Origin of the sequence: Bacteroides sp. 44_46 (genome assembly GCF_001915465.1) — a bacterium.
GTDB lineage: Bacteria > Bacteroidota > Bacteroidia > Bacteroidales > Bacteroidaceae > Bacteroides > Bacteroides clarus.
In genome coordinates this window covers 174,647-198,722 of the sequence record NZ_MNQO01000001.1, presented here as the reverse complement: position 1 = coordinate 198,722, position 24,076 = coordinate 174,647, and the positions used below count along the sequence as shown (strand labels likewise).

The window sequence follows — 24,076 nt, the reverse complement described above, 5'->3', positions numbered from 1 at the left end:
TCTTATATTAACGTAACGTCAAGGCTATCGTCTGACCTCTTACCAGCCGGCTTCCACCTGCAATGGACTGGCTTCTTACTTTGCCGATGCCGTTGAGGCGTACTTTAAGCCCCTTGCTTTCCAGCAGATAAACGGCATCTTTAGCCCCCATACCCACTACGCTGGGCACTATGCCTGCGGAAACTTTCTGATTTTGCAGGATAACGGCAGACGGGGCGACCTGACTGTGTCCCCATAACTCTCGCCCTTTCTGTGCCTCGAACTGCTTCTGCACCGGAACATCCAATGTGTTGAGCACACGCAACGCCTCGTTCATCTCTCCCGCTTTTACCGCGGGAATCACATTCGTGGTGCTGTCTATCGCACTGCGTATATCGAACCGCAGGTTCTTGGCATATACCCTTTCCGCAATCTTGCTGAATACGCTGCCCGCCATTAAACCGCCCGATGCCGGAAGTCCCGGTTTCTGTATGGAAACGATACAACTGTATTTGGGAGCCTCTGCCGGGAAGTATCCGCAGAAGCTGACGAGATAATTCACCCGTCCCGCCTTATATCCGGCGGCGCCTTGCGAAATCTGCGCCGTACCCGTCTTGCCGGCTACGGCAAACTGTTTGCTTCCGGCCGGCTTGGCCAAACCTTCGGAGACTACTTTGTGCAGAATCTCCCGTATCTGCGTCAGCGTATTGTCCGAGCAAATCTTAGGATTGATGACTTCCGTAGGGAATTCATGCACAACCTCGCCGTCTTTCACAGCCGCTTTCACGAATTTCGGACGTACCATTGTGCCGTTATTGGCGATGGCATTGTAGAAAGTCAGTATGTTCAGCGGCGGTACCTGCGTTTCGTATCCTATACTCATCCAGGGCAACGTGGTCTTGGCAAAATAGCGTTCTTTCGGACCGCGGATGTTAGGCTTGCCCTCTCCGGCTATTTGCAGATGAAGCGGGCGGTCTATGCCGATACGCTTCAATCCGTCTACAAACTTTTGCGGATTGTCGCTGTAATGCTTGTCGATAAGATAGGAAACGCCGATGTTGGATGATACTTCCAGGATACGTGTCACATCGATTTTGCCATATCCGCCCCGGTGCCAGTTATGGTCTTTCATCGGACGGCCGTGCATCATCATGATGCCGTTACCCGTATCGACTTCCGTGTCGGGAGTAATCTTTCCGTCTTCAAGGGCTACCATGATAGAGGCGGTCTTGAAGGTAGAGCCCGGTTCCAGCATATCGCTGATGGCATTGTTGCGCATTTCGTAATAGTTGCCGTCACCCGCTTTCATCATATTGACAATGGCTTTTATCTCTCCTGTCTGTACTTCCATCAAGACGGCGACACCTACGCTGGCATTGATTTCCTTCAACTTATCTATCAACGCTTTTTCGCAAATATCCTGCATGCCTACGTCGATGGTGGAGATGATGTCGCAACCGTCTACGGGAGCTATGTCCACTATGTTCAGGTATTTGTTCATCACCTTTTGGCGGTGGGTGATGCCGTCACGTCCTTTCAGCAGCGTGTCGAATGCCAGCTCGATGCCGTTCTTTGCCCCTTGCGCCGTATCGGCATAGAGGTCGCCCAACGTACGGGCGGCCAAAGAGCCGAAAGGCTTTTTACGTTGGTTGTAAGTCTGTTCGTGGAAACCGCCTTTGTATTTGTTCAAGTTGAACACCGGCAATCTTTTGGCTTCCTTATACTGGATATAAGAGATGCGCTTCGGGTAAATCAGGTAATTGCGGCTGCCCTTTTTGCGTCCTTTTAGCAGATGCCTTTTAAATTCGGCAGCGCTTTTGTCGGGGAATATCCGGTGCAATCCCTCGCAGATTTCGCCCAAATGATTCATCAGCATGGTGTCTTTCTTCTCTCCACCCGCTTTGAAATCCATATAAATGCGGTACTCCGGTAAGGAGCTCGCCATTAATTTACCGTCCGATGAAAGAATATTGCCACGGTTGGGCTTCACCGTAACATTCTCCTTCACAAAGCGGTCGGCGACATCTTGCCAGTACTGACGTTCGGCAAACATGATGACGGTACCTTTTACGATAATGGCTACTCCTATCAGTCCCATAACAAGGACTACGAAGAAGTAACGGGTCATTATATTTTTCTTGTTTACTGCCAAGGCTGTTTCGATTTACTATTATACTATTTACTATTTACCGGTCTGTTTTCCATTCCCTATACTTATTTGATTAAGTACGGCGGATTGGTCGAAGTCTGCAAATCGCTTTCTTTCGTCGCGATATATTCTTCGATACGCGATTGACGGCTTCGCTCCATCAGTTCGGAACTGCGTGTCAAAGCGTCGTATTTTATGTCTATCAGCTCTTTCTTGAGCTTGTCTATCTCTATCATCTGCTGCTGGCAGGCGTAGCGGTTATGGATATAGAACAGAATAAGAACCATGATGAGGACGAGCAGCTTCGTCTGACGACGGAAAAAGTCCGTAGCCAGAATGTCACCGCCTATGATGTTCTTTAGCGAAGTCCGTCTTTTTACCTTTTCGCCTTTCACCTCTTCCTGTTTATTAGCCGTCTCATTCATCGTCCTGTCACTTTATAGCTTTATCATCTTAATCACTTTATGATTTTCTCCGCGATTCTCAGTTTGGCGCTTCGCGAACGCGGGTTACGCTCAATCTCGTCGTCATCCGGAATAATCACTTTGTTGTTTACCAAACGGAAAGGCGTTTGTACGTTTCCGAAGAAGTCTTTTTCCGCCTTGCCCTCTATATTGCCGGTCTTCATGATGTTTTTCACCATGCGGTCTTCCAGCGAATGGTAGGTGATTACTACCAGTCGTCCGCCGGGCTTTAATGCTTCCGTTGCTGCATATAACATCTCCTTCAACGCTTCCATTTCCTGATTGACTTCGATGCGCAACGCCTGAAACACTTTTGCAAGTTCTTTCTTTTCTCTTTCGCGTCCGAAGAGCGGTTTGATAATATCCAGGAACTCTCCGATGGTGCCAATCTTTCGGGTAGCGCGCGCCTTGACGATAACGGATGCCAGCTTGCGGCTGTTCTTCAGTTCCCCATACAAATAGAAAATGTCGGCCAGACGCTCTTCGTCGTATGTATTTACGATGTCGGCGGCAGTGAGCCCGGCGCGCTTGTTCATCCGCATATCGAGTGCGCCGTCAAAGCGGAAAGAGAATCCCCGCTCGCTATCGTCGAAATGATGTGACGACACGCCGAGGTCGGCGAGTACGGCGTCCACTTGCCCGATACCATGATAACGCAGGAAGTTATGCAGATAACGGAAATTGCTGCGTACAAATGTGAAGTGCGGGTCGTTTACGATGTTTTGTTCCGCATCCTCATCTTGGTCGAATCCCAGCAATCTGCCACCCTCGCCCAAGCGTGACACTATCTCGCGGGAATGACCGCCGCCGCCGAATGTCACGTCTACATACGTTCCGTCCGGGCGGATGTTCATCCCGTCGACGCTTGGCATCAAAAGTACCGGAATATGATATGTTGTTTCTTCCTTCATTTTTTAGTTAGAATCGTTTACTACTCTGCTGTCTCATCGCTTGCCTCTGTTTCTTCCCAATTCTCGTCTCCCAGAATATCTTGCAATGCCTCGCTGAATTCTTCCGGATTCATAAAAGGTTGTTCCGCCTTTTCTTTCGCCCAGATTTCGATGGTGTTGTCCACGCCGATAAAACGTACATCGCTTTGTATGCCCGCCATTTGCAAGTAGCGCTTAGGCAACAGGATACGTCCGTTCCCGTCGGGAACCATGATTTCCGCATCGCTTACAAACTGCCGGAAAATTTGTTGGTGTTTGGCGTTCCACTTGTTCAGCCGCCGCCGAAGTTGGGTTTGCGTTTTGAACCAGACGCTTTCGGGATAGAGTATCAGGCACTCCTGAAACACGTCTTTACGCAATACGAGTCTCTCTTCGGAAGCAGTCTGCAACTGTTTCCGAAAACCGGCAGGGATGAATACGCGTCCCTTTGTATCCGTTTTTGCTTCAATATTGCCTAAAAAGCGTATCATTTTCACCTTATTATAATAAGCGACGGTAAAAATACACATTTCCCCACAATTCCCCACAATGTTTTAACTAAAATCTTACTTAGAAGTTTTCAACAGCATGTTGATTACTTATTCTGTTGAAAATGAACAGAGTGTTGCGTCGCTTGATTGGTGGGGGATTGGTGCGGGTGGACGGGTTGCTCCGGCAGGCGGGACGGATGTGTGATGAAAGGCGTATCAAATGAATTTATCCTCGTAGGAAAGTAAAATATCCTCCGGGGAAACGCATGGTCTGTCGGCCGGAAACGCATTATCTGTTTAGTGGAAATACATGGTGCGTTTATCCCGGACGGATAGTGTGTTTCGGATAAAACAATGTTCGCTTATATCCCCTTCACCTTTCACGGCTTCCTGTTGACGGCGCTTGGCGGGTGAACCCTGTGATTTTGTGAGGGGCTTATAATCGTCTCCCTGTACGAATGATTTTGTCCCGTAAGACGGATAAAATCATCTTACGGGACAAAAAGATTCATCCCATGAGACAAATACATTTATCTCATGGGATGATTTTATATGGGATATTGATTAAACAAAATCTTTCAGGTCTTGTTGTAATTTCTGGCGGGTGAAGAATATACGGCTCTTTACGGTTCCTAACGGAAGTCCCAGCTTTTCGGCTATCTCGCGGTATTTAAAACCGGAAACATGCATGGAGAACGGAACTTTGTATTCGCGTGGCAATGCGTTGACGATGCGGTGCATCTCTTTCAGGTCGTATGCGCTTTCCGTACTCTCAAAAGCGGTATCGCGCGGCAGGTTCAGATGATAAAGATTATCTGTCTGGTCTACAAATGTCTGGTCGCGTACAACCTTACGATAATTGTTAATAAAGATGTTACGCATGATCGTATATATCCAACCTTTGAAATTAGTATCGGGCATGTATTTATCTTCATTATCCAAAGCTTTGAGAGATGTTTCTTGAAGAAGGTCGTTTGCTTCTTCACGGTCGGAGGTGAGCTTGTACGCGAAGCGTAATAAATCGTTTTGAACTCCGAGCAGATCTTTTTTAAATGTAATACTATTCATAATGTGCTTTGTTAAATGGTTACTTGTTCGTTTAGCCTTTCAGCATTGCAAGTTTACGAAAGTTTCGGCTTTGTGTCGGGTGGTTTTTAAGCAATCTTTGGGGTAAAAACTATCAATTGATAGATTTTAGGTGCTATTTGATAGATTTTGGGTGTAGTTTTCTATCGATTATTTGCATTTAATTAAAAAGATGCGTTAATTTTGCGCAATCATTTCATCATAAAAAGAATGGCTGACGACTCTTTATTTTTGATTGACATTGATAAGATTCTTCGGGAGAAAGCTCCGAAGCATGTGAAGTATATCCCTAAGTTTGTCGTGTCTTATTTGAAGCGCATCGTTCATCAAGATGAATTGAATGTTTTTCTGAGAGAGTCGAAAGATAAAGTGGGGGTGGAGTTCCTGCAGGCCTGTTTGGACTTTCTGGATGCCAAACTGATAGTGAAGGGCGAGGAGAACTTATCGAAAGACGGACTTTATACCTTTGTTTCCAATCACCCTTTGGGCGGACAGGACGGGGTGGCGTTAGGCTACGTACTCGGTACTTTTTACGATGGAAAGGTGAAATATATGGTGAATGACCTGCTCATGAACCTGCGTGGATTAGCTCCTCTCTGCATACCTATTAACAAGACCGGCAAACAGGCTAAGGACTTTCCGAAAATGGTAGAGGCCGGATTTGCGTCGGACGACCAACTCATTATGTTTCCTGCCGGGCTTTGCTCGCGGCGCCGGAATGGAGTTATCCGCGACTTGGATTGGAAAAAGACGTTTATTGTGAAGAGCGTTGAGTCGCACCGCGATGTAGTGCCCATTCATTTTGAAGGCCGTAACTCCAATTTCTTTTATAATCTGGCCAATCTCTGCAAACTGTCGGGCATCAAGTTCAATATCGCTATGCTGTATCTGGCGGACGAGATGTTGAAGAACCGCCATAAGACATTTACCATTACGATAGGCAAGCCTATTCCCTGGCAAACATTCGATAAGACGAAAACACCTGCGCAGTGGGCGCAGTATGTGAAGGATATCGTGTATAAATTATAAGTTGAATATTGAATATTAAAAAATAGAAGCTCGGAAGATGGAAGATATTATTGCACCGATAAGCAAAGAATTGCTGAAGGCGGAGTTGACCGAAGACAAACGCTTGCGCATGACGAATAAGAGTAATAATCAGATATACATTGTTACCGCTCAGGATTCACCTAATACGATGAAGGAAATCGGACGTCTGCGTGAGATAGCATTTCGTGCTGCCGGTGGCGGAACAGGGATGTCCATGGACCTCGACGAATATGACTTGATGGATAATCCTTATAAACAATTGATTGTCTGGAATCCGGAAGCGGAAGAAATATTAGGCGGTTATCGCTATATTCTCGGTACGGACGTACGTTTCGACGAGCACGGCGCGCCGATTCTGGCTACTGCGCACATGTTTAACTTCTCCGAGAAGTTCCTGAATGAATATCTTCCCACTACCATTGAGCTCGGACGTTCGTTCGTGACGCTCGAATATCAGTCTACCCGCCGCGACAGTAAAGGCCTGTTTGCGCTGGATAATCTGTGGGACGGTTTGGGCGCGCTGACAGTGGTTATGCCCAACGTGAAGTATTTCTTCGGAAAGGTGACTATGTACCCCAGTTATATCCGTAAGGGACGTGACATGATTCTTTATTTCCTGAAGAAGCATTTCGCCGATAAAGACAGCTTGATTACTCCGATGAAACCGCTGCAATTGGAATCTGACGAGAATGAGTTGGCTACTTTATTCTGTAAGGATACATTTAAAGAAGACTATAAGATTTTAAATGGTGAAATCCGTAAACTGGGATACAATATTCCGCCGTTGGTAAATGCGTATATGAGCCTTAGCCCGACAATGCGTATGTTCGGTACGGCTATTAATTACGGTTTCGGTGATGTGGAAGAGACAGGTATCTTAATCGCTGTCGATGAAATCCTGGCGGAAAAGCGTATTCGCCATATCCAGTCATTCATCGAAAACGAGCCGGAATCGTGTAATCTGACTTCCGGAGCGAATAAGATATTCTTCCCAAGCAGATAGTTATACCGCAGGCAGGCTGTTTCCGTTGATTTTCCGGTAGAGGTCGAGGGCAAAGACGTCCGTCATGCCAGAGATGTAGTCCAGTACGGCCTGTATTCTTTCATACAGCGCGGTCGCTTTCATATTGTATTGACCGGACACCCGGTTGATGAGCAACTGCGAGTATGCTTTTTCCGGTGAACATACCGCATCAATCATCAGCTCGAGCAAAGTGCTGATGATGCGGAAACCGGCAAGTTCTATATCCAATACATCACGCGAACGGTATATCTTCCGGAAAGACACCTCTGCGCAATGTTTGTAGGCTGCGGCAGGCCGTTCGGTAATATGTTTGATGAGGCTGCCCTCGAATTCTCCCTCTAAAATCCGCGCTTCATTGTCGAGGAACGCTTTGGTGCATTCTCCGATAAGCAGTCCGATAACGGAAGAGCGCAGATAGGCAATCTGCTCGTTGGTGTCGCTCACAATCTTGAAAGTATCGAGTATATGCGCTCTACGCTCGTCGGGGAAGTAGGATAAAAGTAAATCCTGCGTTTCTTGCGTGGTGAGAATCTTCAGCTTGTGAGCGTCTTCGATATCCATCATCTGATAGCAGATGTCATCTGCGGCTTCTACCAGATAAACAAGCGGGTGGCGTGCATATTTCAGAGGCGAGTCATTAAGCTTTTTCATGCCCAGTTCTTCGGCTATCCGTCGGAAGCTTTCTTCCTCGGTGGTGAAGAACCCGAATTTGGACTTTTGTCCTGCCAAACTCGATGAAAAGGGGTATTTTACAATGCTGGCAAGGGTGGAATAGGTCAGGACGAAGCCGCCTTTGCGGCGTCCTTCAAACCGGTGGGTAAGCAGACGGAAGGCGTTCGCGTTTCCTTCAAAGTGTGTCAGGTCTTCCCATTGCGTCGGGGTGAGTTGCTCCCCGTCGGGCTGCTTCCCTTTCAATGCCAATCCCTTTCCTTCCGAAAAGAACGTGGAGATGGCGCGTTCGCCGGAATGTCCGAATGGCGGATTACCCAAATCGTGGGCCAGGCACGCGGCGGAAACAATGGAACCGATTTCCGGCAGATAAGAGTTTTGCAATTCGGGGCGGCGGGCAAGGATGGCTTTGGCTACGTCATTGCCCAGCGAACGGCCTACACAGGAAACTTCCAGACTGTGTGTCAGGCGGTTGTGCACGAATATGCTGCCGGGCAAGGGGAACACTTGTGTCTTGTTCTGTAACCTCCGGAAGGGCGCGGAGAAGATGAGGCGGTCGTAATCCCGCTGAAATTCAGAACGGTTCTCGTGACGCTCTTTATGAAACTCTTCCAAACCGAATCGTTTGGCGGATATGAGGGTATTCCAGTCCATCATGTTATTACTTTCTTATTATTTAACTGCAAATGTATGACTATTTGCTTCAAAATCCGTAATTTTGCCCGTTAAATAGTGAATTAAAGTAATCTCAATCGTAACTTCATTAAAATGGCAAATAATAGTATGACCGTCCGAATTATAAATAAGTCGAAACATCCGTTGCCTGCGTATGCTACCGAATTGTCCGCCGGAATGGACATCCGTGCCAATCTTTCCGAACCGATGGCTTTGGAGCCATTGCAGCGTTGCCTGGTGCCTACGGGGCTGTACATCGCTTTGCCGGCAGGTTTTGAGGCGCAAATCCGTCCCCGCAGCGGTTTGGCTATCAAGAAAGGTATTTCGGTATTGAACTCTCCGGGTACTATCGATGCCGACTATCGCGGTGAAATCTGTATCATCCTCGTGAACCTTTCTTCGGAAACATTTATGATTGAGGATGGAGAACGAATCGCCCAAATGGTGATTGCCCGCCATGAGCAGGCCGTATGGCAGGAAGTGGATGTGTTGGATGAAACGGAACGCGGTGCCGGTGGCTTCGGACATACGGGCGTATAACAAGATGCTTGAATGAGAAATAAGAATATTCAAATAATCGGATGCTTATTGGCCTGTGTGCTGTTTGTTTCCTGCGGTACTTCCCGGCAGAAGATGAAGGTACGGCCGGCAGAGGCTGTTGTGCTCACTCCGGAACAGCAGCGTAAGTACGATTACTTCTTTTTGGAGGCAGCCCGCCTGAAGGTTCAGAAAGACTATGACGCGGCCTTTGATTTGTTGCAGCATTGCCTGACTATCAATCCGAATGCTTCGTCGGCTTTATATGAACTGGCTCAGTATTATTTGTACTTGAAACAAGCGCCTCAGGGGCAGGCCGCATTGGAGAAAGCCGTGGAGAATGATCCGGATAATTATTGGTACAGCCAGGGACTGGCGAATCTTTATCAGCAACAGGACGAGAAGGAGAAGGCCATGAAGCTGCTGGAAGATATGTCTGTGCGTTTCACTGACAAGCTGGATCCGCTTTATGCCTTGCTGGATATTTATAACCGGCAGGAGAAGTACGATAAAGTGATTGCCACCTTGAACCGGATTGAGGGGAAGATGGGCAAAAGCGAGCAGTTGAGTATGGAGAAGTTCCGTATTTACCTGCAAATGAAAGATAACAAGAATGCTTTCCATGAGATAGAGAGTCTGGTTGCGGAGTATCCGATGGATTCCCGTTATCAGGTTGTGTTGGGAGACGTGTATATGCAGAACGGAAAGAAGGAAGAAGCATATAGCGTGTACCGCAAGGTGCTGGATGCCGAGCCGGATAATGCTATGGCGATGTATTCGTTGGCGTCCTATTATGAGGCGACCGGTCAGAAAGACCTCTACCAGCGGCAGTTGGATACTTTATTGCTCAACAAGAAAGTTCCTTCGGAAACAAAACTGAACGTAATGCGTCAGTTCGTAGTGCAGAATGAGCAGGACGGCAAGGACAGTACGCGGGTTATCAACCTTTTCGACCGTATTCTGGAACAGGAACCGGACGATGCCGGGATACCGATGCTTTACGCCCAGTATCTTTTGTCTAAAGGAATGAACAAAGAAGCCTTTCCGGTATTGCGTCAGGTATTGACAATCGACCCTACCAATACGGCCGCGCGTATGATGCTGCTGGGTGAGGCGGTACGCAAAGAGGATTACAAGGATGTGATTGATTTATGCGAAGCCGGTGTTGAAACCAATCCTGAAATGCTGGAATTCTATTTCTATCTGGCTATTGCGTATAATCAGGCGGAACGGACAGATGATGTGATTTCCATCTGCCAAAAAGCGTTGACGCAAATCACGGCGGACAGTAAGAAAGAGGTCGTTTCGGATTTCTATTCCATTTTGGGAGATGCTTATCATACGAAAGATTTGAATACGGAAGCCTATGCCGCTTATGATTCGGCGCTGGTGTATAATTCTTCCAATATCGGAGCCTTGAATAATTACGCTTATTACCTGTCTGTCGAGCGTCGTAATCTGGATAAAGCCGAGGAGATGAGTTATAAGACGGTAAAGGCGGAACCTGATAATGCCACTTACTTAGATACTTACGCCTGGATTCTGTTTGAGAAAGGCAACTATGCCGAAGCCCGTTTGTATATAGACGATGCCATGAAGAATGATGGCGGCAAAAGCGATGTTATCGTGGAACACTGCGGTGATATCTACTATATGACAGGTGACGCGGACAAGGCCTTGGAATACTGGAAACAGGCATTGAAGATAGGCAGTAAGTCCAAAACGCTGAAACAGAAGATTCAGAAGAAGAAGTATATCAGCGATAAGTAAGGCGGTAAAGTGTAAATGATAAAAGTAATAAGGCGATGAAACAAACGAAATTCAATAGTAAGACGCTGCTCTTCATGCTCTTTCTCCTCTGCTGTCTGGCGGGTTGTAAAACCTCTCGTAAGGCGGAGACGTCCAAATTACCCGAAAGCGCCCGCTATCTGTCGTCTAAGGTGAAGTTGACGGTTCCTACCAAAGATGCGGTTTTCACCGTAAACGGCACGATGAAGTTGATAAGCGGCGAACGGATGCAGCTCTCTTTCCTGATGCCCATCATACGTACAGAGGTGGCGCGCATGGAAGTGACGCCCGAAGAGATATTGCTGGTAGACCGTATGGGCAAACGTTATGTGCGTGCTACCCGTAAGGAATTGAAGGATGTGTTGCCGAAGAAAGCCGACTTTGCCCATTTGGAAAAGATTCTGTTCGACGCTTCCAAACCCGACGGCAAGAAAGATTTGTCGGGAAAGGAACTGGGTATTCCCTCCTTGGAGAAAGGCAAAGTCGAGTTGTCCAACTTTTCCAATGATTCGTTTTCTCTGACGCCTACCGAATTGTCTTCAAAGTATACGCAGGTAGAGTTAAATGAAATATTAGAAATGCTGATGAGTTTATGAGACGTTTGCTTTGTATTTTTATAAGTTGTTTCTGTATGGCTTTTCCGCTCCTCGCACAGTCTAACAGGCTGATAAAGGAATTGGAAAGCAAGCGCGGCGCTTTGCAAAAGCAGATTACCGAATCGGAAACACTTCTGAAAACCACAAAGAAAACCGTAAGCAGCCAGCTGAACGGACTTGCCGCTTTGACAGGCCAGATAGAGGAGCGCAAACGCTATATCCTTACTATAAACAAGGATGTGGAGGCGATAGACCGTGAGTTATCGTCGTTGGAACGCCAGTTAGGAAAATTGCAGCGTGACTTAAAGGATAAGAAGAAGAAATACGAGTCATCCGTTCAATACCTTTATAAGAACCGTTCCATCGAGGAGAAACTGATGTTTATTTTCTCTGCCCGGAGTTTGGCGCAGACCTATCGCCGCTTGCGCTATGTGCGTGAGTATGCCACTTACCAGCGTCTGCAAGGTGAAGAAGTGCTGAAAAAGCAGGAACAAGTCAATAAGAAAAAGGCGGAACTCAGGCAGGTGCGGACCGCCAAAGCCGATTTGCTGAAAGAGCGTGAGGCCGAGAAAGTAAAACTGGAAGCGCAGGAGAAAGAAAAGCGTACCCTTGTAACCAGCTTGCAGAAGAAACAACGCGGATTGCAGAACGAGATTGCCAGGAAGCGCCGCGAGGCCAATCAACTCAATGCGCGTATCGACCGCCTGATTGCCGAAGAAATAGAGAAAGCCCGCAAACGCGCCGCCGAAGAAGCGCGCCGCGAAGCGGCTGCCCGCAAGAAAGAAGGGGCGAAAACGGATAAGTCGGCGGCGTCTGCTTCCAAAAACAAAGCTGCTCCTCTGGAAACTTATACCATGAGTAAGGCCGACCGTGAGCTATCCGGCGACTTTGCCAATAATCGGGGCAAGTTGCCTATGCCTATCAGCGGAGCTTATATCATAACCAGTCGTTACGGGCAATATGCGGTGGAAGGACTGCGCAATGTCAAGTTGGATAATAAAGGCATCGACATTCAGGGAAAACCGGGAGCGCAGGCTCGCGCCATCTTTAACGGTAAGGTGGCGGCCGTATTCAAACTGAACGGGCTGTTTAATATCCTTATCCGCCACGGAGCATATATTTCAGTGTACTGCAACCTGTCTTCCGCTTCCGTTAAACAAGGTGACACGGTTACTACCAAGCAAGCTATCGGTCAGGTATTCTCGGATGGAGCTGACGGCGGACGTACGGTACTTCACTTCCAGCTACGCCGTGAAAAGGAGAAACTGAATCCCGAACCTTGGCTGAACAGGTAGCCTTATATTGTCGCCCCGTCCAGCAAATCCAGATAGAGTGTAATGGCTTCCTCAATCTCTTTGATGAAGATAAACTCATCTGCCGTATGGGAACGGCTGCTCTTGCCCGGTCCCATTTTCATGGACGGGAAGGACATCAGCGCCTGGTCTGAAAGAGTAGGGGAACCGAATGGCGTTCTGCCCATCGCAACAGCCTTTTTTACCAGCGGATGCTCGGGAGAAACATGCGAAGAACTCAAACGGAAAGACCGGGCTTTGGCTTCACAACCGATATGCTTCTGTATCTCGTCGAAAAGTTCCCGGTTGGTATAGCATTCATTGCTGCGGATGTCGACCGCAAATGTACAGCGGTCGGGTATGACATTATGCTGGGTTCCCGCATTTACCATGGTTACACTCATCTTTACCGGCCCCAATAAAGACGATTCTTTCGGGAAACGGTAGTCGCGGAACCAGGCGATATCGTTTAATACTTTATATATGGCGTTATCGCCTTCGTTTCGGGCGGCATGCCCCGATTTGCCGTAAGCGGTGATGTCCAGTACCATTAATCCTTTTTCGGCGATGGCGGGTTGCATCTCCGTAGGCTCGCCCACAATGGCGAATTGTATGGGAGGCAGTTCCGGCAATACGGACTCTATGCCGTTCTTGCCCGATACTTCTTCTTCGCAGGAAGCCAGATAAATCAGGTTGTATGCCTGCGTAGTCCGGCAAAGTTGCAGGAACACCTGCAACAGGCTGACTACGCTTGCTCCGGCATCATTACTTCCTAAACCGTAAATCTTTCCGTTTTCTTCCGACGGGCTGAACGGAGCTTTCCGCCATCCGTTTACGGGTTTCACCGTATCGATATGAGAGTTGAGCAGCAGCGTCGGTTTATTCAAATCGAACATCGGGCCGAGGCACCATATATTGTTACCTTTTCTTCCGGTTGTCATTCCCTGCATTTCGATATAGTTCTGTAAAAAGTCCGCGGCCTGTTCTTCTTCGCGGCTTAATGAGGGGATAGCTATCAATGATTTAAGCAGTCCGGTTGCTTCGGAAACTAAAGTCTGTATGTCGGTTGTCATCGTCAAGATTAGTTATATATTCGTTATTACTCTGCAAACTTACGGATAAATCCCGAAAAAGGGAGATAGTTTCAAATAAAACTAATACCTTTGCGCCCATATTTACCAATTTATTAAAAATATGACTTATCATCATTTGTCTGTCATGGTACATCGTCAGGCAGAGAAGTATGGAGACAAAGTAGCCCTTAAATACAGGGACTATGAAACATCACAATGGATACCCATCACTTGGAATAAATTCTCTCAAACGGTACGTCAGGCAGCCAATGCGTTGGTGGCTTTGGGTGTAGAGGAACAGAGAAATATCGGTATCTTCTCACAAAATAAACCGGAATGTTTATTTACTGATTTTGCGGCTTTTGCCAATCGTCTGGTGACCATACCGTTGTATGCTACCAGTTCTTCGGCTCAGGCGCAGTATATTATTAATGACGCTCAGATACGTTTCCTTTTCGTAGGCGAGCAGTTTCAGTACGATGCCGCTTTCAGCGCATTCGGTTTTTGCCATTCTTTGCAGAAACTTATTATCTTCGACCGTAGCGTGGTGCTCGATCCCCGCGATAAGACATCCATTTACTACGATGATTTTCTTGCATTGGGTGAGGGGCTTCCCCACAATGATGTTGTGGAAGAGCGTAGCGCCCGCGCATCGGATGACGACCTCGCGAATATCCTTTATACATCCGGTACTACCGGAGAGCCGAAAGGTGTGATGTTACACCACTTCAATTACAGGGAGGCTATCCGTATCCATGATATTCGTTTGACCGCCATGACGGATAAGGATGTATCCATGAACTTCCTTCCGCTGACGCATGTGTTTGAGAAAGCCTGGACTTATCTCTGTATTCATAGAGGGGTACAGGTTTGTATCAATCTTCGTCCGGCGGATATTCAGACTACTATCAAGGAAGTGCGTCCTACATTGATGTGCAGCGTTCCCCGTTTCTGGGAGAAGGTTTATGCGGGCGTACAGGAAAAGATTGCGCAGGAAACCGGATTGCGGAAAGCAATGATGCTGGACGCCATCAAAGTAGGCAAGATGCATAACATCGATTACCTGCGTGTGGGCAAGACGCCGCCTCTGATGCTTCATCTGAAGTACAAGTTCTACGAAAAGACTATCTATGCCCTGCTGAAAAAGACAATCGGTATTGAGAACGGTAATTTCTTCCCGACCGCCGGTGCGGCTGTGTCCGATGAAATCTGCGAATTCGTGCATTCGGTGGGCATTAATATGGTAGTGGGTTATGGACTGACGGAATCTACCGCTACCGTTTCCTGCTTCCTTGACAAGGGATATGAAATCGGTTCGGTCGGAACCGTCATGCCCGATCTTGAAGTAAAGATTGGAGAGAATAATGAAATCCTGCTCCGGGGTAAGACGATTACTACCGGCTATTATAAGAAACCGGAAGCCACTGCGGCAGCCATCGATAAAGACGGTTGGTTCCATACGGGTGATGCCGGTTATCTGAAAGATGATCATTTGTATCTGACCGAACGTATCAAGGATTTATTCAAGACTTCCAATGGCAAATATATCTCTCCGCAGGCTTTGGAAACCAAACTGGCAATCGACCGTTATATCGACCAGATTGCCATTATCGCCGATCAGCGCAAGTTTGTATCCGCCCTGATTGTTCCTGTGTATGGTTTGGTAAAGAACTACGCTAAGGAAAAAGGTCTTGAGTATAAGGATATGGCCGATTTATTGCAACATCCTAAAGTGCAGGCTTTGTTTCGTGCCCGTATCGATACGTTGCAGCAACAGTTTGCCAATTACGAGCAAGTGAAACGTTTCACTTTATTGCCCGAACCGTTTAATATGGAACGGGGAGAATTGACCAATACATTGAAGTTGAAACGCTCCGTTGTGTCAAAGAACTATAAGGAACTGATTGACAAGATGTACGAAGAATAAAGGATTGTCAATACATTATATTACAGGCAGGAGATGATTGTTCTTCTGCCTTTTTTATGTTCTCTCTGTCCGGCTGGAAAATCCCGTCTTTGAATTTATTAACGAAAACTTTTACCGGATTTCTTAGGGATGGAGCGTTGTCACCTGTCTTTATATAAGAGGAGTTTTCCCGAATTTTATATTTAATCTTAGTTTAATATGATGAAGAACTTTTTGACACCATTCTTAGTGCTGTTTCTGATAGTAGGCCTGTATGCATGCCGACAGGAAAAAGAAGTTACCGTTAAGGAATACCCCATGTTCTGGACATGGCTGGATTATCATCCTTGCATGAATTTTGATTCGGTATGCCAAGTGATGAATGACATCGGCATGGACGGGATAATGCTGAACGCACCCACTCCCGACGATTATCGTATCGCGATTCCTATTGCCCATAAACACGGCATTGAAGTATATGCATGGCTATGGACCATGAATTTGGAGCATGACCGCGACAAGATTCTGGCGGAACATCCCGAATGGTTCAGTGTGAACCGTAACGGAAAAAGTCTCGCGGATACTACGGCATACGTGGACTATTATAAATTCCTGTGTCCTGCGTTGCCTGAGGTACGCGAATTTATCAAAGAGAAAATTAAGTCGTATTGTGAAGTCGAAGGACTGAACGGGATTGCCATTGATTACAACCGTTTTGTGGATGTCGTGCTTCCTACCACGTTATGGCCGCATTACGGTATTGTACAGGATCGCGAATATGCCGCGTGGGATTACGGTTACCATCCCGCCATGCTCGAAGAGTTCAAGGAACAATATGGTTATGATCCGCGTGGGCAGGAAGACCCTTCGTCGGACGTGAAGTGGCGGCAGTTCCGTTGCGACCGGATAACGGAAGTTGCCAATATGATTGCCGAGGTGGTACATTCGTACGGCAAGACAATGGCGGCATCTCCGTTTCCTACTCCGAAAATGGCTTCACGCATGGTGCGGCAGGACTGGGGTAAATGGAATCTGGATATCGTCTTCCCGATGGTGTACCATACTTTCTATACGGAAGATGTCAGCTTCATTTCCGATTGTACCGTTGAGAATGCGCGCGACAAGAATGATAAAACCGTGTTGTACTGTGGTATGACCGCCACCGACGGTCCGGAGATGTTTGAATGTATGGACACCGCCTTGAATAGCGGCGCCCAAGGTATCGCCGTATTTACGGTGGCGGGTCTGCGTTCTCCTGAAGTAAAGAAGCGGTTCAAGGCTTATACAGACAGCGTCAAGGCGGTACGTGCAGCTAATGGCGGCATCATTGAAGCTGTTTATCCTCATGTGGCGGATGCGAATCCTTTTGCCCATAAAGGCGTCATGGAGTTGATAGAGAAACGTATGCGGCAGATTATAGCCAAAACGTCCGGTACAGAGGAACTGCCCTCGTTGGCTTTGGGTGAATATAAGCAAACGGAATCTTACGATGCTACCCGTTGCTATCGGGTGGCGGATGGGAATAGCGAGACAGTCTTTAAAGTTACTTTCTATTTCTACGGTGATGTACTTTCGGGTTGGGACGTAGCGGCGGAATAGTCCACCCTCTCTCTTATTCCATTGATTGCAGCGGATTTATGCGATTTTTTCAGACTTTTGCACTATCTTTGCGCTCCGAAAAGATAGAATTGAAAGCATATGATTACCATTGAACAACTGAAAGATATCAAGGAACGTACCGAAGCGTTGAACCGCTATCTGGACATTGAAGGAAAGAAAATACAAGTCGAAGAGGAACAATTACGCACCCAGGCTCCGGGGTTTTGGGATGACCAGAAAGCAGCCGAAGCACAGATGAAGAAAGTAAAAGGTTTGCAGCAATGGATTTCCGGCTATAATGAAGTCAAGGTTATGGCGGACGAACTGCAACTTGCATTCGATTTCTACAAGGATGAGCTGGTAACGGAAGAAGAGGTGGATGAAGCCTATGCAAAAGCGTCTGCCGCCGTAGAAGCTCTTGAACTCAAGAATATGCTTCGTGAGGAAGCCGACCAGATGGACTGCGTACTGAAAATCAATTCGGGCGCTGGCGGTACGGAAAGCCAGGATTGGGCAAGCATGTTGATGCGTATGTATCTGCGATATGCCGAAACTCATGGATATAAGGCGACCATCGCCAACTTGCAGGAAGGCGATGAAGCCGGAATCAAGGCTTGTACCATTGAGATAGCGGGTGATTATGCTTACGGCTATCTGAAAGGTGAGAACGGTGTACACCGTCTGGTGCGTGTATCTCCCTATAATGCCCAGGGTAAGCGTATGACATCTTTCGCGTCTGTTTTCGTTACTCCGCTGGTAGATGATACGATTGAAGTGAATATCGAACAGGCGCGTATCTCTTGGGATACTTTCCGTTCTAGCGGTGCCGGTGGACAGAATGTAAATAAGGTGGAATCCGGCGTGCGTCTGCGCTATCAGTTCAAAGACCCTTATACAGGCGAGGAAGAGGAAATCCTGATTGAAAATACCGAAACGCGCGACCAGCCTAAGAATCGCGAGAATGCGATGCGTCAGTTGCGCTCTATCCTATACGATAAGGAACTTCAACACCGTATGGCGGAACAGGCAAAGGTGGAAGCCGGTAAGAAGAAAATCGAGTGGGGATCGCAAATCCGCAGCTACGTGTTCGACGACCGCCGCGTGAAAGACCACCGTACCAATTTCCAGACTTCGGATGTAAACGGAGTAATGGACGGTAAGATAGACGGTTTCGTCAAAGCTTACCTGATGGAGTTTGCGGGCGGAGACAACATTTAGTCCTTCGGCAGGTTAACATCATTGACCGGAACAAGTTAACCGGGTTGCGGGTAACAAGTTAATATCGTATATGCGGTAAGTTAACATCATATAATCAATGATGTTAACTTACCGCTTTTTTCTTTTATAAATGCTTGCAAACTTCCCGAATTTCCTTTTACTTTGTTTATCGTTGAACTTTAAACTAAAGAAACACCATGGGAAAGAGTAAAAAGAAAGTAATGCACAGCCGGAAAGAAGAACAACAAGCCAAGAAAGTACTGCTGATTATCGGAGTTGCCGCTTTGGTATTGGTAGTTGCCATGTTGGTCGGTTATTCCTTCTTGGGCTAATTAAAGATAAATATGCCGCAGGAGATAGAACGGAAGTTTCTCGTAAAAGGAGAGTATAAGTCGCAAGCATACGCGCAGAACCGTATCATTCAGGGATATATCAGTAGCGCGTGCGGACGGACGGTAAGAGTACGTATACGCGGCGGGCAGGGGTACCTTACCATCAAGGGGGCATCCGATACATCCGGAATCAGCCGTTACGAATGGGAGAAAGAGATTCCTTTGGCCGAGGCCGGGGAGTTGATGAAACTGTGCGAACCGGGCATTATTGATAAAACCCGTTATCTGGTACGCAGTGGAAACCATGTTTTTGAGGTAGACGAGTTCTATGGAGAGAATGAAGGGTTGGTAATTGCCGAAGTGGAGCTGGCCTCGGAGAACGAGCCTTTTGAGAAGCCGGACTTTATCGGGCAGGAAGTAACGGGAGATATTCGTTATTACAATTCACAGTTGATGAAGCGTCCGTTTAAGGAATGGAAGTAAACTAATCGCGTCCCGTAATTGTTAATTCGTATATGGAGAAACTATATCAATACCTGCCGGAAGAACTCGTCACTTTTATTTTGGTGACGGTATTTTCTTTGCTTATAGGCCTTTCCTTGCGACGTATCAGTTTGAAACGCGAAGGGGAGACCACCTTGTTCGGTACAGACCGTACCTTTACTTTTATCGGCATTCTGGGTTATCTCCTCTATATTCTCGATCCGGTGGACTACCGTCTGTTTATGGGTGGCGGGGCTGTCTTGGGAGTGTTGCTTGCCTTGAACTATTACGTCAAGCAAGCCCAGTTCCACGTGTTCGGGGTTACCACCATTGTCATTGCGCTCATCACGTATTGCATTGCGCCTATTGTCGCCACGCAGCCCTCTTGGTTTTATGTAATGGTGATTGTGACCGTGTTGCTCTTTACGGAGTTGAAACATACATTCACCGAACTGGCGCAGCGGATGAAGAACGATGAAATGATTACGCTCGCCAAGTTCCTGGCCATTAGCGGTATCATACTTCCGATGCTGCCCAACGAAAATCTGATACCGGACGTCAATCTTACGCCTTATGGTATATGGCTCGCTACGGTAGTGGTTTCCGGTATTTCCTATCTTTCTTATCTGCTGAAGAGATACGTCTTTCGTGAATCCGGCATTTTGGTATCCGGTATCGTCGGCGGGTTGTACAGCAGTACCGCCACCATATCCGTGCTGGCGCGTAAAAGCCGTAAGGCGTCACCTCAGGAAGCGCCCGAATATGTGGCCGCCATGTTGCTGGCGGTCAGTATGATGTTCTTGCGGTTCCTGATACTGATCGGCATATTCAGCGTAGCTACCTTGACGGTTATCTATCCCTATCTGCTGATTATGTCCGCTGTTTCCGCCGGAGCAGCCTGGTTCCTGCATTCCAAGTGGAAGCGTCCCGCCGTATCGGGAGTGACCGATGAAGACGAGGACGGCAGTAACCCGCTGGAATTTAAGGTAGCGCTTATTTTTGCCGTACTTTTTGTGGTATTTACGATAGCTACCCATTATACGCTGATATATGCCGGTAAGGGCGGACTGACCTTACTCTCCTTTGTTTCCGGTTTCAGCGACATCACCCCGTTCATTCTGAATCTTCTGCAAGGTACGGGCAGCGTGCCTGTTTCGCTGATAACGGCTTGCAGTATGCAGGCGATAGTAAGTAATATCGCCGTCAATATGTGTTACGCACTCTTTTTCTCCGGTAAGAAGAGTTCGTTGCGCTCGTGGATATTGGGCGGCTTCGGATGCGTCATAGTTGCCAATGTGCTTCTGCTGTTATTCTTTTACTTCCTGTAAATCAACAGACTTTTCGCTATGTGGATACCACCGTCTCCAATCGGCGGCGGTGGTGGAGACAGGTAGAAGACTCAGTATTTGAGACAGGTAACCGTTCCGTCCATCGTCATGACAATCAGTCGCCTTTCTCCTGCGTTCTTCAAGGAGGTGACGGCCGAATGAGCCACTTTCCACTGCCAGGATATTCCGCTTCCGTCGGTTCGTACGGCGTGGACAACCCCGAACTCCGTGGGAATGAACACGTATTGTTCCGTCGTCTCCATACGGGTAGGGATAAAGTTGCTTTCGTAAGGCATTGCGGTATTCCAAAGCGGTGTGTAAACGCCTTTTGAAATATCTGCCGCGGTGATGTTGTTCTTGATGCCTTTGATATACATCGTCTTTCCGTCCGGTGAGAAACCGAGCGATTCTCGCCCTTTGGCTTCGTCCGAAGCCCAGAGAATCTCTCCTGTCGACGGCTGGAAAGCGCGTACGAAATAGTCGGAACTGAGTACGATAACCTGTTCCTGTTGCTTTCCGCCGTTTGCGGTGTATGGAAGAACTACCGGCCAGCAGGCTCCCGGTGAAAAGTATCTGCCGCGTCGGGTGTCGAATTCCCAGACTTTCTTTCCCGTTTTCCGGTCGATGGCATAGAACATTGCTCCCCACGTACCTATATAAACCCGTTCCCGGTCTGTGGCGGGGCGTGATTCGATATACCCTTTCAATCCCTCGCAAATCCAGTTGACCGTACCGTCCGCCGGATTGATGGAATAAAACTTCCCGTTGCCGCTGCCGATATAGACGGTATCATCCGCTACCGTAGGGCAGGCTACAATCGGGTAGCCGGTATCGTATTTCCAGCGCATGCTTCCGTCCTGTCTGTTCAGGGCGTAGACACAGCCGTCGCAGGAAGAAACGATTACCAGTTGCGGAGTAATGAAAGGAGCGGAGAATATCTTATTCCCGGTGCGGTACTTCCATAAGGTTTTTCCGTTGTCGGCGTCCAGCGCACGAACCACTCCGGCGGTATTGGTATAGATGTACAGGTTGCCGTCTATGCTTCCTTGCGAAGCGATATCCGTAACATCCTTGACAGTCCATACTTCCCGGATGGCGGGATGAAAGACGATAGTGTCCCATGCCGGGCGGGTTTCCGTCTTGATGATGCGTTCGCGGAACAGCAGGGTATCCCCCTTCAGGCTTACCAGGTTATATCCGCCTATCGGGTCTTTCCGTCTGAGGGAAGAGCGTCCTATCACTCCCGGAATGCCGTCGGCATCGTATGAGCGGTTGACGTGCAGGTGTCCGGCGAGTACGGCCTGCGTATTGCGTGTCTTAAGAATCCGAAGAACTTCCCGGCAATTGCTTAAATCGGCGTTCAGCGGGAAGTGATTGACGAAAATGACGGGTTGCGCCGCAGGTGTGGCATTGTATACGGAGTCGAGCCAGAGGATTTCCTCACGCGGGATATGGGGTGGTCCCATCCGCAGGCTCGGACCTGCTCCGCAACCGATGAAGCGTACCCCCTGCCAGTCATAGCAGAAATGTGACGCCCGGAATATCTTATCGAACATCGTACATCCGTTCTCGCTCCAGTTCACGTCGTGGTTGCCGGGCAACAGCAGGTAGGGTTTCCGGAAGCCTTTCAATATCTCCTCGAGTAATTGAAACTCTTTTGTATCGCCGAATTCCGTCACGTCTCCGCTCAGAATGGTGAAATCCACATCGGGGTTGGCATTGATATCCTCAACGGCTTGCCGTAAATCGTCTTCGGCGTAGGCGAAAGAGTTGAGATGAACATCGGTGAGCCAGGCAAAGGAGAAATTCCGCCGGTTGCCGGAGATGGAAGAGGGGTGGCCGTCCTGTCCGTAGACAAGGAGTGACAGCGCCGTCACGCAGAGGGCTGATAGGAACTTTTTCATGATGATGATTGATTGGTGTTGCTCCAAAGATACTTAGTTTTATCCGGAAAACAAAAAGAGGATACGGCGAAACTCTGATTATGATAGCAAAATCAGCTTCGGCGTATCCTCTTTACAGGTACAAGAAAGAACGAAGTTATTCTTCGGCTGTGGCTTGCGGGGCGGTGAATCCTAACTTCTGCAATCCCCGCTGTACGTCCGGATGGCTCATAAAGAGCTTCCAGAGCAGTCCGCTGCGGTAGTTCTCAATCATTACGGCTATCGGGCCCTGGTCGATGGCAAGATAACGTTGCGGATACCAGTTGTCCGTTTCGCTGAAAGCGTCGTAGAATCCGTAAGGACCGAATACTTTATCGCCCATTCCGTAGAGGTGGCGCATCACTTGCAATGAGTACTCCGGCGTATATACGATGGATGACAGGGCGGCGGTGGGAGAGATGACTCCCCGGTCGTTGCGCTCGTTGGGCGAGTGGGCGGCATATCCGTTTACGGAGTAGCTGGCGGTCAGCCCCCAGCAGTCCGGTCCGAAACCTTTGTAATGCTTGGGGTTACGGATGCAGTAGGCGCGGTTTACAAGCGTCAGGTTACGCATTTCGCCGAAGTAACCGGGGCAATATTCGTCTTTCAGTCCGTTGGGGTCAAGTCCCAGGAAAGAGTACTGCGCCCAGAACAGGGGGCCGGCTTCCGTACCTTGATATCGCAGATGCAGTTCGATACCCTCTACCTTATGCGGGCTGACGATGGCGCCGTTCTGCGCCCAACCTTCGTGGTATACGGCGGCAGGTACGCCATGCGTAGGCGAGGCGGCGGCAAGGATGTACATGATGAGGCATTCGTTGTAACCGTGTACGGGGAAGTTCATCTCCCAGCCGTATTCGGGACTCCAATGCCAGTAGAGTACGTTTTGGTCGCCCTGGCGGTAGAAGTTCCAGTCTACTTCCCGCCATAGCTTGTCGATGCGGGCGGCGAGGGCTTTCTCTTGCGGGCTGCCGCCTGCATAGTACTGGTGTACGGCAAGGAGAGCCTGCATTACGAAAGCGGTTTCTACAAGGTCGCCGCCATTGTCTTTCTGCCCGAAGGGCTTTACCCGCCCCGTATCGCCATACCACCAATGGGGGTAAGCTCCATGAAAGCGGTCGGCGGTCTCGAGGAAAGAAACGATGCGTTCCATGCGCGCCAGTCCTTCTTCACGGGTGACGTAGCCCCGGTCGATACCTGCGAGCACTGCCATGATACCGAAACCGCTGCCGCCGGATGTCACTACGTTTTGGTCGTTTTCGGGGTATACCCCGTCCATGTGGATGCGCTCGCGCGCGAGTCCGCTGTTGGGTTCGGCCCCGTCCCAAAAGTAATTGAAGGTTCGGCGCTGTACTGTGTCCAGCAGGGCGTCGTCGCTCAACGTGCCGGACGTTCCGTCGGATTTTTTTGTACCGCAGGCTCCTGCGAGGAACAATAGCAGGAGAAGCGGGATATAGATGTTTACTGATTTCATACTGTTTACGTG

Annotated in this window: 21 protein-coding genes; 12 read left to right on the top strand and 9 right to left on the bottom strand. The window is 48.4% G+C overall.

What is annotated here, in order from left to right; all coding sequences use genetic code 11:
- Positions 1–7: 7 nt before the first annotated feature.
- The 5 genes from BHV73_RS00745 to BHV73_RS00725 all read right to left on the bottom strand — a co-directional run bounded on the left by BHV73_RS00745 (position 8) and on the right by BHV73_RS00725 (position 5,080).
- Positions 8–2,107 carry a PASTA domain-containing penicillin-binding protein gene (locus BHV73_RS00745; protein ID WP_087413124.1) on the bottom strand — a complete coding sequence of 700 codons (2,100 nt, stop codon included), beginning with the start codon at positions 2,105–2,107 and terminating at the stop codon, positions 8–10.
- 86 nt (positions 2,108–2,193) lie between these two features.
- A complete protein-coding gene (locus tag BHV73_RS00740) occupies positions 2,194–2,553 on the bottom strand; it encodes an FtsL-like putative cell division protein (RefSeq protein ID WP_009120312.1) in 360 nt (119 codons plus the stop codon).
- Between the two features lie 32 nt (positions 2,554–2,585).
- On the bottom strand, positions 2,586–3,503 hold the full coding sequence (gene rsmH, locus BHV73_RS00735; RefSeq protein WP_009120313.1) for a 16S rRNA (cytosine(1402)-N(4))-methyltransferase RsmH: 918 nt from the start codon (positions 3,501–3,503) through the stop codon (positions 2,586–2,588).
- A 20-nt stretch (positions 3,504–3,523) separates the two neighbouring features.
- The gene (gene mraZ, locus BHV73_RS00730; RefSeq protein ID WP_286735941.1) at positions 3,524–4,012 is read right to left on the bottom strand and encodes a division/cell wall cluster transcriptional repressor MraZ; all 489 of its coding nucleotides are present in this window, start codon (positions 4,010–4,012) and stop codon (positions 3,524–3,526) included.
- Positions 4,013–4,576: 564 nt separating this feature from the next.
- On the bottom strand, positions 4,577–5,080 hold the full coding sequence (locus BHV73_RS00725) for an RNA polymerase sigma factor (protein ID WP_009120315.1): 504 nt from the start codon (positions 5,078–5,080) through the stop codon (positions 4,577–4,579).
- Between the two features lie 228 nt (positions 5,081–5,308).
- Between BHV73_RS00725 and glsA the strand changes: the two genes are divergently transcribed.
- Both glsA and glsB read left to right on the top strand, forming a co-directional pair.
- Positions 5,309–6,127 carry a lyso-glycine lipid O-acyltransferase GlsA gene (gene glsA / locus BHV73_RS00720; protein ID WP_286735939.1) on the top strand — a complete coding sequence of 273 codons (819 nt, stop codon included), beginning with the start codon at positions 5,309–5,311 and terminating at the stop codon, positions 6,125–6,127.
- Positions 6,128–6,164: 37 nt separating this feature from the next.
- Positions 6,165–7,151 (top strand): glycine N(alpha)-acyltransferase GlsB, encoded by a 987-nt coding sequence (gene glsB, locus BHV73_RS00715; protein ID WP_009120317.1) that lies wholly within the window; start codon positions 6,165–6,167, stop codon positions 7,149–7,151.
- Here the strand turns inward: glsB and BHV73_RS00710 are convergent, their stop codons facing one another.
- Complete coding sequence (locus BHV73_RS00710; RefSeq protein WP_286735937.1) at positions 7,152–8,498, bottom strand: deoxyguanosinetriphosphate triphosphohydrolase; 1,347 nt, start codon at positions 8,496–8,498, stop codon at positions 7,152–7,154.
- A gap of 126 nt (positions 8,499–8,624) precedes the next feature.
- On the opposite strand from BHV73_RS00710, the gene dut reads away from it, so the two are divergent.
- The 4 genes from dut to BHV73_RS00690 are packed head-to-tail and all read left to right on the top strand — an operon-like array spanning position 8,625 to position 12,732.
- Positions 8,625–9,056, top strand: coding sequence for a dUTP diphosphatase (dut, locus tag BHV73_RS00705; protein ID WP_022218272.1), 432 nt, complete (start codon positions 8,625–8,627; stop codon positions 9,054–9,056).
- Positions 9,057–9,068: 12 nt separating this feature from the next.
- Positions 9,069–10,823, top strand: coding sequence for a tetratricopeptide repeat protein (locus tag BHV73_RS00700; protein ID WP_286735935.1), 1,755 nt, complete (start codon positions 9,069–9,071; stop codon positions 10,821–10,823).
- A 35-nt stretch (positions 10,824–10,858) separates the two neighbouring features.
- Positions 10,859–11,437, top strand: coding sequence for a DUF4292 domain-containing protein (locus BHV73_RS00695; protein WP_022218270.1), 579 nt, complete (start codon positions 10,859–10,861; stop codon positions 11,435–11,437).
- Positions 11,434–12,732, top strand: coding sequence for a murein hydrolase activator EnvC family protein (locus BHV73_RS00690; RefSeq protein ID WP_286735932.1), 1,299 nt, complete (start codon positions 11,434–11,436; stop codon positions 12,730–12,732). The genes BHV73_RS00695 and BHV73_RS00690 overlap by 4 nt, the downstream gene beginning before the upstream one ends.
- 2 nt (positions 12,733–12,734) lie before the next feature.
- Here BHV73_RS00690 and BHV73_RS00685 read toward each other — a convergent pair whose 3' ends face one another.
- A complete protein-coding gene (locus BHV73_RS00685; RefSeq protein WP_009120323.1) occupies positions 12,735–13,802 on the bottom strand; it encodes a M20 family metallo-hydrolase in 1,068 nt (355 codons plus the stop codon).
- A 121-nt stretch (positions 13,803–13,923) separates the two neighbouring features.
- Between BHV73_RS00685 and BHV73_RS00680 the strand changes: the two genes are divergently transcribed.
- From BHV73_RS00680 to BHV73_RS00655, 6 genes are all read left to right on the top strand, one after another.
- Positions 13,924–15,729, top strand: coding sequence for an AMP-dependent synthetase/ligase (locus tag BHV73_RS00680; protein WP_022218267.1), 1,806 nt, complete (start codon positions 13,924–13,926; stop codon positions 15,727–15,729).
- A gap of 198 nt (positions 15,730–15,927) precedes the next feature.
- Positions 15,928–17,307 (top strand): glycoside hydrolase family protein, encoded by a 1,380-nt coding sequence (locus BHV73_RS00675; RefSeq protein WP_286735928.1) that lies wholly within the window; start codon positions 15,928–15,930, stop codon positions 17,305–17,307.
- Between the two features lie 99 nt (positions 17,308–17,406).
- A complete protein-coding gene (gene prfB / locus BHV73_RS00670; protein ID WP_009121776.1) occupies positions 17,407–18,525 on the top strand; it encodes a peptide chain release factor 2 in 1,119 nt (372 codons plus the stop codon).
- Positions 18,526–18,722: 197 nt separating this feature from the next.
- Entirely contained in the window at positions 18,723–18,857 is a 135-nt protein-coding gene (locus tag BHV73_RS00665; RefSeq protein ID WP_009121777.1) for a hypothetical protein, read from the top strand.
- Positions 18,858–18,869: 12 nt separating this feature from the next.
- On the top strand, positions 18,870–19,340 hold the full coding sequence (locus tag BHV73_RS00660) for a CYTH domain-containing protein (protein WP_286735926.1): 471 nt from the start codon (positions 18,870–18,872) through the stop codon (positions 19,338–19,340).
- 32 nt (positions 19,341–19,372) lie between these two features.
- The gene (locus tag BHV73_RS00655; RefSeq protein ID WP_286735925.1) at positions 19,373–20,668 is read left to right on the top strand and encodes an MgtC/SapB family protein; all 1,296 of its coding nucleotides are present in this window, start codon (positions 19,373–19,375) and stop codon (positions 20,666–20,668) included.
- A gap of 71 nt (positions 20,669–20,739) precedes the next feature.
- On the opposite strand, the gene BHV73_RS00650 is transcribed toward BHV73_RS00655, so the two are convergent.
- Together BHV73_RS00650 and BHV73_RS00645 are read right to left on the bottom strand one after the other, a co-directional pair.
- Complete coding sequence (locus BHV73_RS00650) at positions 20,740–22,572, bottom strand: outer membrane protein assembly factor BamB family protein (protein ID WP_286735924.1); 1,833 nt, start codon at positions 22,570–22,572, stop codon at positions 20,740–20,742.
- 136 nt (positions 22,573–22,708) lie between these two features.
- Positions 22,709–24,064: a glucoamylase family protein gene (locus BHV73_RS00645; RefSeq protein ID WP_286735923.1), complete on the bottom strand. Its 1,356-nt coding sequence runs from the start codon at positions 24,062–24,064 to the stop codon at positions 22,709–22,711.
- Positions 24,065–24,076 lie beyond the last annotated feature (12 nt).